This is a genomic window from Hymenobacter negativus, assembly GCF_016056375.1.
In the GTDB taxonomy this organism is placed as follows: Bacteria; Bacteroidota; Bacteroidia; order Cytophagales; family Hymenobacteraceae; genus Hymenobacter; species Hymenobacter negativus_A.
This window is the reverse complement of sequence record NZ_JAEDAE010000003.1, coordinates 457999-471361: the sequence shown is the minus strand read 5'-3', so window position 1 is coordinate 471361 and position 13363 is coordinate 457999. Positions and strand designations below refer to the sequence as shown.

Genomic DNA, 13363 nt, shown 5'->3' with positions numbered 1-13363 from the left:
CGTTAATCCGGCGAAGCGTAGGCGGCCCCAAAATAAGCACGATACCTCGCCACAAAAGCCTATCGCCGAGGCAAGCATTACCTAAATGAAATCCCCGGCTCGAAATGGCCCCTGTCTAAGCAACCCGCAAAATCCAAGCCTAATAAAAAATGCTGCCATTGGCAGCATTTCCAAAATTCTCAATCCTTTTATTTATACCGATTTAAGTAACGCGGGTCAAAGCGTGCACCACCAAATCCGTAGAGCATCACCGCCCGCGAGTAGCGAAATAGCATCGGCGTTATGGCCAGCACGGCGGCAGCCACCGTTGCCACATACACCCACAGCGGCGGGTCGTTGGCGAAATAATACAGCAGAAACCCAATTCCCAGCAGCACTCCCGTTGAGAACCCCGAGCTGATATACATCGCGCCATAGTAAAAACCCGGCTCCGGCTCGTAGGTCTGCTGGCAAACCGGGCAGGCTTCGGGTATTTCCATAAAACTGGTGCTCAGCGCCGGGTGCGTAAACAGCTTACCCGTATGGCAGCGCGGACAACGCAAGGCCAGCAATGCCCGGCCCGTAGATGGAATAGCCGTATCGGGCTGCTTCACTAAGCCTTGGCCATCTTGGGATGGGTGCGACGGTACCAGAAATAGCCTACCGCACCCATGAGGATATAGGGCACCGTCATCATGTACACGATGCCCTTGTTGAGGCCGGCCACATCATAATCGTCGCGCTCCTGCCGGGCCGCTTCTACCTGCGACTTACACATTGTGCACTGCGCTCGGGCAGCCAAAGGGGCCAAACTCAGCATCACACCTAACAGCAGGGCAAAAGCAGCAGCAAAAAAGGGCTTTTTCATAGCTAAATCAACATAAATATTAAAGCAAAGTTTCTTAGTCTCAGGTATAATACGGCGAAATCATGAAATACACGATTACACCCGTCACCGATACATACAGCCACACCGGAAAGGTCCAGCGCGCAATGGCCTTATGCTTGGTGTATTGCCCCGTGAGCGCAAAATACAGCGTAAATAGCACCAGCCCAACCGTTACTACCGCCAGGCTGATATGGCTGAGCAGCAGGAAGAAATAAACAGTTCGAATAGCGCCAACCCCACCAAAATGCGTGCTCTCTACCTGCGAATGGTACGCGACATAAGACAGTAGAAACAGCCCGCCCAGGGCGAAGGCAGTTCCCATGGCCGTGCGGTGAGCCAGCACATTCTTCTGCCTGATAAAGTAAAAACCCACCAGCAATGCCACGGCAGTCAGCGAATTCAAGCCGGCATTTACGGCCGGCAGCATACGCAGGTAAGCATCGGCACCATCAATCTTGAAAATGCCCTTGAAATAGAACAGCACCGCAACCAGCAGTGGCACTATTACTCCTAAGCCACCAAGGATGATTTTGTAGCGCGTGTAATCCCCGGGGGCCATTACCGGCGGATGGAGTTGTTCAGTGGGGGTGTTCATAGTCGTAAAGCTGCACGGTCACTTCCGTGAGTAAGCGGTCTATTTCGCGGCCGTCGGTACCATCATAAATACCCCGTACCCGACGTTGATTGTCAACCAACAACAGCCGGCCAACGGGGATGTTGGCCGTGTACACGGCTCCCGGCAAGCGCTTAGGGTCGGCAGTCAAGCGAAACTCCTGTTGGGTAAGCCGCTTAAGGGTGTCGGGGGCACCAGTCAGGAAAAACCATTTGCCGGCAATGGTGCCGTATTGCTCGGCCAGTTGGGATAGCGCGGTGGTTTTGTTAGGGGCACCATTCAGCACGAAGGTGACCAGGCGCACGCGGGGCTCGTGTCGGAATTTCTCCTGCACCCGCAGGAGCTGTCGAGCTACGCGGGGACTGGCCTCATCGACACCGAAGAATTGGGCGATATACAAGCCTTTTCCTAGTTCTGCACTGCTCACTTCGCGCCCGTTGGAAGAGGGAAGCTGAAATGGGGCAACCTGGTGAAAAACAGTATCGCGCTGCCACTCCCCGCCAACCTGCGTGGAGTCCACACGGTCGGGCAGGTAAGTTGGCAGCGCGTAACGGTTATTGCCGAAGCGGAACAGGAACAAAAAGGCCAGTACCGGCACCAATAGCAGCAGCCCCAGCAAAAGGGTTTGGCGGGGCCGCATCCGCTATTTAAACATGTTTTGTAGGACTTCGCCGATGAACGAGCCTTCAGTAATCAGGGCCACCAGCAGCCACACCAGCAGCGCCACCGGTACCAGAATGGTCCAAATCAGGCCTTTGGTTTCATGTTTCAGGTGCATGAACTCGCCCACAATGAAGAAGGCTTTCATGATGGTAAGCACGATGAAAATGCTGTTGCGCAGCGTGCTCGGGTGCATTAGGAATACGAAAACGAATTCGACAGCCGTGATACCAACCAGGACGCCAAATACCCGCCAAATCCAGGCAGTGTTCGGCTTGGCGATTTCGCCCTGCGCGAGGGTATGTTCAGTAGTTGCGTGAGAAGCCATTTTTGAAATTTTGAATGTTGAGGGTTAAGGGTTGAATGTTGGCCAAGTTGATTACTCAGCACTCAACATTCAGCATTCAACACTCTTTATTAAACGAGGTAGAAGAAGGTGAATACGAATACCCACACCAAATCTACAAAGTGCCAGTAGAGGCCGATTTTTTCAATCATCTCGTAGTGGCCACGCTTCTCGAAAGTACCGTTGGTAGTGGCAATAAAGCACCAAACCAAGAGGCAAACGCCGGAGAATACGTGCGTGCCGTGGAAGCCCGTGATGAAGAAGAACAGGTCGGCAAAAAGCACCGGCCCGTATTGGTTCATCGCCAGGTTAGCTCCGTGGAATACCGTGCCGTCGGCCATTACTGTGCCTTCGTGGTGGCCATTGATGAAGTGAGTCCACTCCCACGCCTGGCTGCCCAGGAAAGTGGTACCGAACAGGATGGTCCAAAGCAGCCATTTCTGCACATCGGCCTTGTCCATGCGGTGGCCAGCCTCAACGGCCAACACCATCGTTACTGAGCTCAGAATCAGAATCATGGTCATCAAGGCCACGAAACCGAGGGGAACGTTTGCCTCGCCCATGCCGGGGAAGGCGTTGAATACATGGTCAGGAATGGGCCACCACCGCGTGCTGAATACAAAGTCTTTGGCTTCGCCGGTGAAAACCTCGTGCTTATGGCGAATCATGCCATAAGTAGTGAGGAAGGCGGCGAAAGTAAATGCGTCAGAAAGCAGGAAGAACCACATCATCAGCTTGCCGTAGCTCGCTTTGAAGGGTTCGTTGCCGCCATCCCAGTTGCCGGTGCGCGGGGCGTCGTGGGTAGCGGAAGCCGCGGGGTGCGGCAAAGTGGTCGATTGGGCCATAGCAGACAGCGTAACGTCGTTTTAGTGGTTCAAAAGTAAGAACAAATACAGGTACAGCCAAAGCCCACCTAGGAAGTGCCAGTATAAGGTAGCGTTGCCGATGGAGAGCAGAGCACGCGAATGCACCTGATAATTAAGCGTCCGCTTGAGGACTACGGCCAGAAAAATAAGCCCGGTAACCAAGTGAAAAGCGTGCACCCCCATCAACACGTATACGAACGAACCCGAAGGATTGGCGTCGGCCCCTCCGAAATAGGTGTTGCCAGCCACCAAATCGCCGAAGCTGTGGTACTGCCCAACCAGAAAAGCCAGGCCCAGTACCAATGTAATAATCAAGCCGGTCTTGACACGGCTGATTTCGTCCTTACGGGCTGAGAAATAAGCCCATTGCATGCTGGCACTGCTCAGCGCAATCAGGATGGAATTGATAAGCAGCGAACCCGGCAATTCAAACTCACGCCAGTTGCCTTCGTCACGGCGCACAATGTAGCCGCTGGTGAAAGCCGCAAACATCATTACAATGCTGAAAATAAGCAGAATAAGTAGCACGCGCTTGGGGTGCCAGCCAAGCCCAACTTCCTTTTCGGATAATGTTTCTGAAGGATTCATAAGCTAATTGTTAGGTATTGATTGTCAATTGTAATTGCTGACAGTACGGCTTTTCGCAACTAGGTAAAACCGGAACACAAACTGCTACATTTTATCCAGCACCAAAGCAATTTGGACGATGGGCAAGTACAAAAAAGAGGCAAACATGATACGTAATGCCGCTTTGCGCGACTGCGTCCGCATCAGCTGAACCGTGAGCAGTAGAAATAGCACCCCAGCCACTACGGCAACCAGCGCCGAAATGCGCCCTGAAATGTTGAACTCCAACGGCAACAGGCTCAGCGGAATCAGTAGCAGGGTGTAAGTCATTATCTGGAACGCGGTACGCAGGTCGCGGTTGCCCGGCGTTGGCAGCATTTTGAACCCGGCCCGCTTGTAGTCGTCGTCGGCCACCCAGGCAATGGCCCAGAAATGCGGAAACTGCCACATAAATTGAATTCCGAACAATACCCACGCTTCAACGCCGATGTATCCGGTAGCTGCCACCCAGCCAATGAGCGGCGGCAAACCGCCCGGGATGGCACCTACTGCTACGCAGATGGGCGAAATCGTTTTCAGCGGCGTGTAGATGAATCCGTAGAGGATGAGTGACAGCAACGACAGACCCGCCGTAAGCGGGTTGAAGAAATACCACAGCAGCGCAAACCCGGCCACGCCCAGCAACACGCAAAATACCCACGCTTCTGCTGGTGAAATAATACCCAGCGGTAGTGGACGTTTGGCCGTGCGAGTCATCAACTTATCCAACTCCCGCTCGTGCACCTGATTAATGATATTAGCCGAGCCAGTCACGAGTAGCCCCCCCAGCATCACCAGTAGCGCCCGGATCCAGCTAAGTTCGTGCGCACCCAGCATGTACCCGATGGCGCTGGAAAACGCTACCGTGAGCGAAAGCCGGAATTTGAGCAGCTGAAAATAGGCGCGGGCCTTAACCATCAATTGTGCTAATAATTTCGTTGTCCAGCTCAACTTGAAGGAGCCAGACCCAACGGGGCCGCAAAGTTACGCAACAACCCGCCGGGGTGCATCCGTAGGCGCAATAGTTTCCGGGCTTTTGCCAGCGCGAGCTACGGCCAGCAGCGTCAGGAATTGTACGCCGAATAACACGGTAGCCAACGTAAGATGCACCGGCTGCACTGCTGCCGGCAGCGCAAACGACGCCAGAACAATACCCGCCAGAATTTCCAGCCCCATGAGAAGTAGCGTAGCGGTAACCAGTTTGCGCAGCCGCTGTTGCGCTAATTGCCAAAGCTCGTAGCCGGTATACACGTTCAGTAGCAACACCGCGGCCGACATTGTGCGATGCAGACTGAATACACTACCGAGTTTACTCACCCAGCTTTCGCGCCCCACATAGCCTGCTGCAGCCGATACGATATCAACCTGCTCCCGTACCTGCGTCCCAAGCACAATTTGCCAGAATGTAAGCAATAGCGCTGCCCAGAGCCAGATTCGCAAAGTTGCTGTAGGGCGCTTGCCCACTTTCGGTTCGTTGATTGAGGCGACATTCGGCAAGGTCGACGCAGGACTTCCCTGCCCCCACTGCGCCCGGTCAACCGCATAGAGCAGCAATGCAACTATCACCAGCGCCAGCGCCATGTGTACAGTCACCATCACCGGCAGCAGGTTGGTAGAGACAACCAGTGACCCGAGATAGCCTTGCACACCAGTCAGCAGGAATGAGGAAAAAGCCAACCAAAAGATGGTTCGGTCTCGCTGCAGGTAAGGCACGGCAAATACAACCGTGAGGAAAACAAAAACTCCTATCAGTGCCCCTAATAACCGGTTTACGTACTCAATCCAGGTTTTTACCGGATTGAAATCGGTCTCGATGTATTGCGTAGGATGCGCGAAAATGCTGCCCGCCACCTGCGCAAAACCCATTCGCTGCAACGTGCGGGCCAGCTTCTGATTCTTGGCCACCCGCTGCGCGGTGTACACTTCCTTATAATTGGCGGGCAGTTGGCTGGCTTTCGTTGGCGGCACCCAGCTGCCAAAGCATTTGGGCCAATCGGGACAACCCATGCCGCTGCCGGTACTGCGCACAACCCCACCTACCAAAATCAATAGGTACACGCTTACAACTGTAAGAATACCGACAAATCGAAAACGGCGGACGGCAGGGCTCAGGTGAATATTATCCATAACAAAAAGCGGGTGGCTGTTACTACCGCGGTATATCTGCGCAAGACAGCCAACGCATAAAATTTAAGTGGTCAAGTAAAAGCCGTGAAACAAAAACGGGCCGCCGATTAGGCGGCCCGCTTCGGGACTTTACCAATTGCATTGGTTAATCAACCATTTTCTAACTAGTCAGCCAGTTCCTGCTCATAAGGCAAATTCGATGACTGCGTTTGCGAGTACGGTACGTTCTGGGGAATGAAGTCCACATCTGAACCGGGCTTGCTATAGTCGTAGGGCCAGCGGTACACAGCCGGAATCTCGCCGGGCCAGTTGCCGTGGCCGGGCTCAATTGGCGTAGTCCATTCCAGCGTAGTCGAGTTCCAAGGGTTCTGGGTAGCGCGACGACCGCGGAATATGCTGTAGAAGAAGTTGAAGATGAAGATGAACTGACCCAGGAAGGCGATGATGGCAGCAATCGAGATGAACTTGTTCATATCCGCGAATTGCGAGAAGGCATCAAAGCCAGTCCAAGCGTAGTAACGACGGGGGAAACCGGCGATACCAACGTAGTGCATCGGCATGAACACTAGGTACACGCCTGCAAACGTCAACCAAAAGTGGATGTAACCCAGCTTCTCGTCCATCATTCGGCCGAACATCTTCGGGAACCAGTGGTACACGCCGCAGAACAGGCCGAAGAATGCCGAACTACCCATTACCAAGTGGAAGTGAGCTACCACGAAGTAGGTGTTGTGCATTTGAATGTCGAGAGTGGCGTTACCGAGGATAATACCTGTCAGACCACCCGAAATAAACAGCGACACAAAACCGATAGCGAACAGCATAGCGGCCGTGAAGCGGATATTACCACGCCACAGGGTTGCCAGCCAGTTGAACACCTTCACGCCCGAAGGCACGGCGATGATAAGCGTCAGGAACATGAAGACCGAACCGAGGAAAGGATTCATGCCCGTCACGAACATGTGGTGAGCCCACACCACGAACGACAACAGCGAGATACCAATCAGCGAACCAATCATGGCGCGGTAGCCGAAGATGGGCTTGCGAGCATTCGTAGCCAGCACTTCCGACACCATACCCATAGCCGGCATGATTACAATGTACACTTCGGGGTGACCTAGGAACCAGAACAAGTGCTGGAACAATACCGGCGAACCACCCTGATTGCTCAAAGCCTGACCCGCAATGTAGATATCCGACAGGAAGAACGAGGTACCAAACGAACGGTCGAACACCAACAGCAGAGCCGCCGAGAACAGAACCGGGAACGACAGAATGCCGAGAATAGCCGTCAGGAAGAAGGCCCAGATGGTGAGCGGCAATTTGCTCATGCTCATGCCACGGGTACGCAGATTGATAACCGTCGTCACGTAGTTGACACCACCCAGCAGCTGCGACACGATGAAGAACACCATGCTCACCAGCCACAGCGTCATACCCGTACCGGAGCCGGGGATGGCTTGCGGTAGAGCGCTCAGCGGAGGATAGATTGTCCAGCCAGCTGCCGCCGGACCGGTTTCAATGAACAGGGAAGAGAACATGATAATGCTCGACAGGAAGAAGAACCAGTACGAGAGCATGTTCATAAAGCCCGAAGCCATGTCGCGGGCACCTACTTGCAGCGGAATGAGGAAGTTTGAGAACGTACCGCTCAAACCGGCTGTCAGCACGAAGAATACCATGATGGTACCGTGCATCGTCACCAGCGCGAGGTAGAACTCAGGGTTGAGTTTACCAGCCTGAATCCAGCCACCGAGGACGGGCTTTAGCCATTCCATCGTGCCTTCGGGCCAGCCGAGCTGCAAACGGAACAAACTGGAAAGAGTACCGCCAAGGATAGCCCAGAACATACCCGTAATCAGGAATTGCTTGGCAATCTGCTTGTGGTCTTGGCTGAACACGTACTTCCACAGCCAATGCTGGTCATGATGCTCATGGTCGTGGTCGTCGTGGTGCAGGTGGTCGCCGTGCTCGGTGGTCGGCACCGGGGCCGAGCCCACGCCACCCGACGCTTGCACGCTGGCTGAAAAATGGGGTTTGGGGGTCAGGTCTGACATAGCGGAATACCGTTGATAGTAATTAGTTCGAGGCGGCCAGAGGCATCGGCGCTGCTTCCACTTCGGGCGTGGCTGCTACCGGAGCGGGCACGGCCTTTGCCTTCTGTTTGAAAGCGGCCAGCACGTCGGGGTTCTTCTGCGTGAACGACTGCTGCGAAGCGTACCAGTTCTGGTAGTCGTCGGGCTCGTCCACAATCACCGTAGCTTTCATAGCGAAGTGGCTGCCGCCACACAGCTGGTTGCAGGCCAGTTCATAGTTGAACTTGGGGTTGCCCAGTTTGGCACGCATCTCATCGGTTGTGGTAGTTGGTGTGAACCAAAAACGGGTCGGCATACCGGGAACAGCGTACATCTGCACTCGGAAGTGGGGCATGTACACGGCGTGCAATACGTCGCGCGAACGAATCTTAATCAGCACCGGCACGCCCTTGGGCACGTGGATTTCATTAGTCGTGAAGTCATCCTGAGCCGCTTTGTCACTCAGGTCAAAGCCCCACTCGTTCACAGCATCAATCATGCGGTAATTAATTACCCCAAGCTTCATGTCACGACCAGGGTAACGCACAAGCCAGTTGAACTGCTTACCCATTACCTCTACTACTACCGAATTTTTCGGTGCGGGACCGGTAATACGGGTCCAGGCTTTCCAACCGGCGAAAATCAGCGAAGCCATCACAATGGCTGGGATAATCGTCCAGACAACCTCAATCGTGTTGTTGTGTGCAAAGAAGTAAGCGCGACGGCCTTCCTTGTGTTGGTATTTATACGAGTACCAAAACAGCAGAATCTGGGTAATTACGAAAGCTACGCCAATCACAGCCATCGTGGTCCAGAACATGGTTTCCATTTTGTGTCCATGTACCGAGGCAATAGGCGGGTTCATTTTGTTGAAGTTCTCAACAAACGAATAGGCAAACCATGCACCACCACCTACTAGAAAAACCAGCATCAGAATAGCATTCACGCTATTGCTCATGCCAATGTCGCGGGTGAAGGTGCCCGAGAAAATAGAAGTAAAAATCTGCAGGCGGAACAGGAGGCCGAATACGACCAATAGCAACACCAACACCAGCAAAATGGTAAGAGCAGTCATTGAGTTTTAGTATTGAGTACTAAGTATTAAGACCTGAGCGCAAGTTTTTGAACAGCTTGCGCTCAGGTCTTCAATCTAAAGTCTAGGTAGTGTGGTGAACGCTCTCGTCGAGGAACGGATGGTTGACAGCAACAAGCGATGCCGAAGCCAGACGGCGCGTGAACAAAATGAGGAAAGCACCCAGGAAAATGGCAGCAATGCCAATCTCGATTAGGAACCCGTTTTCACCACGCAAAGTTGCGGGCATGAGCATCAGATAGAAATCTGACCAGTGCCCCGCAAGGATGGCGATGCAGACGATTTTCATGATAATCATCTGGCGCTTGGCGTCACGCGTCATCAAACCCAGGAACGGAAAGACGAAATTGATGAAGATATTAAAGTAGAACAGGAAGGTATAACGGCCTTCAAAGCCACCCAGACGCTGGTTGAAGTACACAGCTTCTTCAGGAAGGTTGGCATACCAAATCAGCATAAATTGGGCGAACCATACGTAGGTCCAGAAAATGCTGAACCCGAACATCAACTTACCCAAATCGTGGAGATGGTTGACGCTCAAAGCGCGGAGGTAACCTGCTTGTTTAAGGAAGATAGCAGTAAGCGCGATAGCAGCGATACCAGATACCCACCACGAAGCGAATACATACCAGCCAAACATGGTGCTGAACCAGTGGGTGTCAACCGACATTACCCAGTCCCAAGCAGACATCGAAGAACTCACGGCGTACAACACTAGGAACAAGGCCGAAGCATTGATGCTCTTGTGAAACCAAACAGTGCCACCATTCAAATCCTCCTGCAACGACAACTGGCGTAATTTCCAGCTGAAGTAAGCCCAGATAGCCAAGTAAACGATGGTACGGATGAGGTAAAAGGGCAAGTTCAGGAAACCACTTTTACCGGCAATGATGGCATCGTAGTTTGGGCTGTTTTTATCCATGATGCCCTCGTGAGTCCAATGGAAGATGTCGTGACGACCAACCAGGAAAATGATGAGCATAATCACACCGCCTGGAATAACCCACGCGCTGAGAGCCTCCGAAATGCGCTTCACCATCACCGACCAACCAGCGTAAGCTACGTAGTTGATAGCCATGAATACCGTGCCGATGGTGGACACACCAAGGAAAAACAGGTTGCTGTGCCAAAGACTTACAATTACGCGCTTAATCAGCACGGAATGGCCTTCTTCGTGAGCAGCGCCATGCGCAGCGGCAGCGTGGCCGGCGGCCTCGCCGTGCTCGGCAGCGCCCCAACCTAACACTTGGGCGAGGATACCGAGAATGAGTATTACCACACCGGTGACGATGATGGCAATAAAAGTTTTACGGGCGCCATCCGTAACGACGAGCTGTTCAGCCGTGGCGCTTTCGTGGTGCGTCAGAGTTGCCATAGTGCGTTAGTGGGCGTTGCCGTTAGTTGCTTTGGTTTTGCCTTCGCCGGGGGTTTCTGAACCGGTGTTGGCTTGTGCCTGACCCACTGGAGCAGTGTTGGTGGCGTCTTTAGTTTCAGTAGAGTCGCTGGTGACCGTGTTGGTCGGGCCTTTCGCAATCAGCTTGCTAAGTGCATCGGGGCCTTCGCCACGCTGCAACACGTGCACGTACATGGCAATTTTCCAACGCTCTTCGGGATTCACCTGCGAGCCGTGCGGCATCATGCGGTTGCGGCCCCACTCGATGACGTGGTAGATGTGTCCATCGTTCATCGTCTTGTAGGCACCCGTCGAGTAATTCGGTACGCCCTTGAAAATCTTGCCTACCGGGCCCTGACCGTCGCCGGCCTCACCGTGGCAATGCTGGCAAATGCGCGTGTAGAGCACCTTGCCTTCTTCCAAATTGGCTTTTGTGTAAGGGTACGGGTTGTGGAGCATCCGCTCAGCCATTCGCACACTATCCTTGGGAATGTGGTCGAAATAGTTGAGTTTGCCACGGGGGATGGTACCGTTGGCGGGAGTGCGCTCATTGATACCGAACGAGTTCACGGTGTTAAACGTGGTTTGGCGCAGGGGCTCGTAGGGGATGGATTCGTACATCTCCGGTGCATATTCTACGCCGGGGTCGTTTCCGTCGTGGGTGCAGGCCGTGGTGGCCAGTCCCAAGGACAGTAGCAGCGCCGAAACGCGCAGGCTCAGGGTCAGCGGATGCATCATTAGTTGTTGGTCATTTCTTTTTGGTTGACTTCCGAAGCGCCGTTGTCGCGCAGCAGCTGGGTCAGCCGGGGAAATTGCGAGCTGTTTTCATCCAATTCAATGGCCATTACGAACTTGTCGTCGGTGGCGCGTACATCCATCACCGGTACTTTGAAGCGCGGATACAAACCCGTAATCGTGAAGAAGGTGAGGGCCATGCCGTGGCAGGTGAAGAACACCGTCAATTCGAATGCCACCGGCACGAAGGCCGGCAGGCCGATGTGGGGCTTACCACCGATAATCATCGGCCAGTCGAAACCCAGCATGTAAATCTGCATCCACAGCGCAAACGAGAGTCCCGTCAGGCCGAAGAAGAAGGCAGCAATGGGCAGGCGCGACCGCTCGATGCCGAGGGCGTCGTCAATGCCGTGTACCGGGTAGGGCGAGAATACGTCGTAGATTTTCACGCCGGCGGCGCGCACGTTTTCCACGGCGTGCAGCAGCACGTCTTCGTCTTCGAAGATGCCGAGGGCGAATTGCTTAGTCATGCTGGTTGTAGGTTACGGGAGCCGAGGCAGGGGCACCGTGAGTGGCAGGGTGATGAGCGTGAGCCGCTTTTTCGGGGTTGTAAGTAGGGCCGTTGTCAACGGTGTACTTCAGGATGGTTTTCACTTCGGCCATGTTAATCACAGGGAAGAACTTGGCGAAGAGCAGGAACAGCGTGAAGAACAAGCCGAGGGTGCCGAGGTACAGGCCGATGTCGATAATTGAGGGCGAGAACATAGCCCAGCTCGACGGCAGGTAGTCGCGGTGCAGCGAGGTCACGATGATTACGAAGCGCTCGAACCACATACCGATGTTCACAATGATAGACAGGATGAACGTGAGGCCAATGCTGTAGCGTACGCGACGGAACCACACCAGCTGCGGCGTAATCACGTTGCAGGTCATCATCGAGGCGTATGACCACCAGTAAGGACCGGTAGCGCGGTTGATGAAGGCGTACTGCTCGAACTCAACCTGCGAGTACCAAGCGATGAAGAACTCCGTGATGTATGCCACACCCACGATGGAGCCGGTTACCATCATGATTTTGTTCATCAGCGCGATGTGCTCCAGCGTGATGTAGTCTTCGAGGCGGAATACCACGCGGGTGATAAGCATCAGGGTAAGCACCATGGCGAAACCCGAGAAGATAGCACCGGCCACGAAGTAGGGCGGAAAGATGGTGGTGTGCCAGCCCGGTACCACCGAGGTAGCAAAGTCCATCGATACGATGGTGTGTACCGAGAGTACGAGCGGGGTCGAAACACCGGCCAGAATCAGCGAAACCGTTTCGTAGCGCGACCAAGCTTTGGCCGAACCTTTCCAGCCGAAGCTCAGCATGGAGTAGCTGAATTTGGCAATGGGCCCTTTGGCACGGTCACGGATGGTAGCAAAGTCGGGAATCAGGCCGATGTACCAGAACACCAGCGACACCGTGAAGTAAGTTGAGATTGCGAATACGTCCCAGAGCAGCGGCGAATTGAAGTTGGCCCACAGCGAACCCAGCGTGTTTTGCAGCGGGAAAACGTAGAATGCCAACCACGGACGGCCCATGTGCAACACCGGGAACATGGCGGCGCAGATTACGGCAAAGATGGTCATGGCTTCGGCGGCGCGGTTGATGGAGCTCCGCCATTTCTGACGGAACAGCAGCAGAACGGCCGAAATCAGCGTACCGGCGTGACCGATACCTACCCACCACACGAAGTTGGTGATGTCCCAGGCCCAGTTCACGGTTTTGTTCAGGCCCCACTCGCCGATGCCGTACCATACGGTGCGGTATACGGAGTAGAAGAACACCCCCAGAAAGAACAGCGCCACGCTCAGAGCAGCCATCCAACGGAGGTTGGGCTTGGCTTCGACCTGATAGCAGATGTCTTGCGTTACGTCGTGTAACGTCTTACCGCCAGTTACGAGCGGCTCGCGTACGGCTGATACGTGCTGCATAGTTGAT

15 protein-coding genes are annotated in these 13363 nt (G+C 54.0%); all 15 read right to left on the bottom strand.

Translation table 11 applies throughout. The annotated features are described in order from the left end of the window. Positions 1 to 188: 188 nt before the first annotated feature. Positions 189 to 479 (bottom strand): DUF983 domain-containing protein, encoded by a 291-nt coding sequence (locus I7X13_RS09970; RefSeq protein WP_213019052.1) that lies wholly within the window; start codon positions 477 to 479, stop codon positions 189 to 191. Between the two features lie 113 nt (positions 480 to 592). Continuing rightward, positions 593 to 847, bottom strand: a complete 255-nt coding sequence (locus I7X13_RS09965; protein WP_198075353.1) for a hypothetical protein — start codon at positions 845 to 847, stop codon at positions 593 to 595. A 40-nt stretch (positions 848 to 887) separates the two neighbouring features. Next, positions 888 to 1463: a DUF420 domain-containing protein gene (locus tag I7X13_RS09960; RefSeq protein ID WP_198067887.1), complete on the bottom strand. Its 576-nt coding sequence runs from the start codon at positions 1461 to 1463 to the stop codon at positions 888 to 890. Then, complete coding sequence (locus I7X13_RS09955; protein WP_198075352.1) at positions 1447 to 2121, bottom strand: SCO family protein; 675 nt, start codon at positions 2119 to 2121, stop codon at positions 1447 to 1449. The genes I7X13_RS09960 and I7X13_RS09955 overlap by 17 nt, the downstream gene beginning before the upstream one ends. Positions 2122 to 2124: 3 nt before the next feature. Continuing rightward, the gene (locus tag I7X13_RS09950; protein WP_198075351.1) at positions 2125 to 2469 is read right to left on the bottom strand and encodes a cytochrome C oxidase subunit IV family protein; all 345 of its coding nucleotides are present in this window, start codon (positions 2467 to 2469) and stop codon (positions 2125 to 2127) included. A gap of 89 nt (positions 2470 to 2558) precedes the next feature. Next, the gene (locus I7X13_RS09945) at positions 2559 to 3332 is read right to left on the bottom strand and encodes a cytochrome c oxidase subunit 3 (protein ID WP_198067884.1); all 774 of its coding nucleotides are present in this window, start codon (positions 3330 to 3332) and stop codon (positions 2559 to 2561) included. A 21-nt stretch (positions 3333 to 3353) separates the two neighbouring features. Beyond that, a complete protein-coding gene (locus tag I7X13_RS09940; RefSeq protein WP_198075350.1) occupies positions 3354 to 3941 on the bottom strand; it encodes a cytochrome c oxidase subunit 3 in 588 nt (195 codons plus the stop codon). Between the two features lie 84 nt (positions 3942 to 4025). Then, complete coding sequence (gene cyoE, locus I7X13_RS09935) at positions 4026 to 4877, bottom strand: heme o synthase (protein WP_198075349.1); 852 nt, start codon at positions 4875 to 4877, stop codon at positions 4026 to 4028. 66 nt (positions 4878 to 4943) lie between these two features. Further along, positions 4944 to 6086, bottom strand: coding sequence for a COX15/CtaA family protein (locus I7X13_RS09930; RefSeq protein WP_198075348.1), 1143 nt, complete (start codon positions 6084 to 6086; stop codon positions 4944 to 4946). Positions 6087 to 6250: 164 nt separating this feature from the next. Continuing rightward, on the bottom strand, positions 6251 to 8143 hold the full coding sequence (locus I7X13_RS09925; protein WP_198067880.1) for a cytochrome c oxidase subunit I: 1893 nt from the start codon (positions 8141 to 8143) through the stop codon (positions 6251 to 6253). Between the two features lie 22 nt (positions 8144 to 8165). Next, positions 8166 to 9236 carry a cytochrome c oxidase subunit II gene (locus I7X13_RS09920; protein ID WP_198075347.1) on the bottom strand — a complete coding sequence of 357 codons (1071 nt, stop codon included), beginning with the start codon at positions 9234 to 9236 and terminating at the stop codon, positions 8166 to 8168. An 82-nt stretch (positions 9237 to 9318) separates the two neighbouring features. After that, positions 9319 to 10629 (bottom strand): hypothetical protein, encoded by a 1311-nt coding sequence (locus tag I7X13_RS09915; RefSeq protein ID WP_211531914.1) that lies wholly within the window; start codon positions 10627 to 10629, stop codon positions 9319 to 9321. A gap of 6 nt (positions 10630 to 10635) precedes the next feature. Beyond that, positions 10636 to 11385 (bottom strand): c-type cytochrome, encoded by a 750-nt coding sequence (locus I7X13_RS09910; protein WP_198075346.1) that lies wholly within the window; start codon positions 11383 to 11385, stop codon positions 10636 to 10638. Then, the gene (locus I7X13_RS09905; protein WP_198067877.1) at positions 11385 to 11912 is read right to left on the bottom strand and encodes a DUF3341 domain-containing protein; all 528 of its coding nucleotides are present in this window, start codon (positions 11910 to 11912) and stop codon (positions 11385 to 11387) included. The genes I7X13_RS09910 and I7X13_RS09905 overlap by 1 nt, the downstream gene beginning before the upstream one ends. Next, positions 11905 to 13356 carry an NrfD/PsrC family molybdoenzyme membrane anchor subunit gene (gene nrfD, locus I7X13_RS09900; protein WP_233454733.1) on the bottom strand — a complete coding sequence of 484 codons (1452 nt, stop codon included), beginning with the start codon at positions 13354 to 13356 and terminating at the stop codon, positions 11905 to 11907. The genes I7X13_RS09905 and nrfD overlap by 8 nt, the downstream gene beginning before the upstream one ends. Between the last annotated feature and the right edge of the window lie 7 nt (positions 13357 to 13363).

Bases quoted from the DNA above. Each gene is read 5' to 3' on its own strand.
- I7X13_RS09970 (WP_213019052.1), bottom strand. From the start codon at position 479: ATGGAAATACCCGAAGCCTGCCCGGTTTGCCAGCAGACCTACGAGCCG.
- I7X13_RS09965 (WP_198075353.1), bottom strand. From the start codon at position 847: ATGAAAAAGCCCTTTTTTGCTGCTGCTTTTGCCCTGCTGTTAGGTGTG.
- I7X13_RS09960 (WP_198067887.1), bottom strand. From the start codon at position 1,463: ATGAACACCCCCACTGAACAACTCCATCCGCCGGTAATGGCCCCCGGG.
- I7X13_RS09955 (WP_198075352.1), bottom strand. From the start codon at position 2,121: ATGCGGCCCCGCCAAACCCTTTTGCTGGGGCTGCTGCTATTGGTGCCG.
- I7X13_RS09950 (WP_198075351.1), bottom strand. From the start codon at position 2,469: ATGGCTTCTCACGCAACTACTGAACATACCCTCGCGCAGGGCGAAATC.
- I7X13_RS09945 (WP_198067884.1), bottom strand. From the start codon at position 3,332: ATGGCCCAATCGACCACTTTGCCGCACCCCGCGGCTTCCGCTACCCAC.
- I7X13_RS09940 (WP_198075350.1), bottom strand. From the start codon at position 3,941: ATGAATCCTTCAGAAACATTATCCGAAAAGGAAGTTGGGCTTGGCTGG.
- cyoE (WP_198075349.1), bottom strand. From the start codon at position 4,877: ATGGTTAAGGCCCGCGCCTATTTTCAGCTGCTCAAATTCCGGCTTTCG.
- I7X13_RS09930 (WP_198075348.1), bottom strand. From the start codon at position 6,086: ATGGATAATATTCACCTGAGCCCTGCCGTCCGCCGTTTTCGATTTGTC.
- I7X13_RS09925 (WP_198067880.1), bottom strand. From the start codon at position 8,143: ATGTCAGACCTGACCCCCAAACCCCATTTTTCAGCCAGCGTGCAAGCG.
- I7X13_RS09920 (WP_198075347.1), bottom strand. From the start codon at position 9,236: ATGACTGCTCTTACCATTTTGCTGGTGTTGGTGTTGCTATTGGTCGTA.
- I7X13_RS09915 (WP_211531914.1), bottom strand. From the start codon at position 10,629: ATGGCAACTCTGACGCACCACGAAAGCGCCACGGCTGAACAGCTCGTC.
- I7X13_RS09910 (WP_198075346.1), bottom strand. From the start codon at position 11,385: ATGATGCATCCGCTGACCCTGAGCCTGCGCGTTTCGGCGCTGCTACTG.
- I7X13_RS09905 (WP_198067877.1), bottom strand. From the start codon at position 11,912: ATGACTAAGCAATTCGCCCTCGGCATCTTCGAAGACGAAGACGTGCTG.
- nrfD (WP_233454733.1), bottom strand. From the start codon at position 13,356: ATGCAGCACGTATCAGCCGTACGCGAGCCGCTCGTAACTGGCGGTAAG.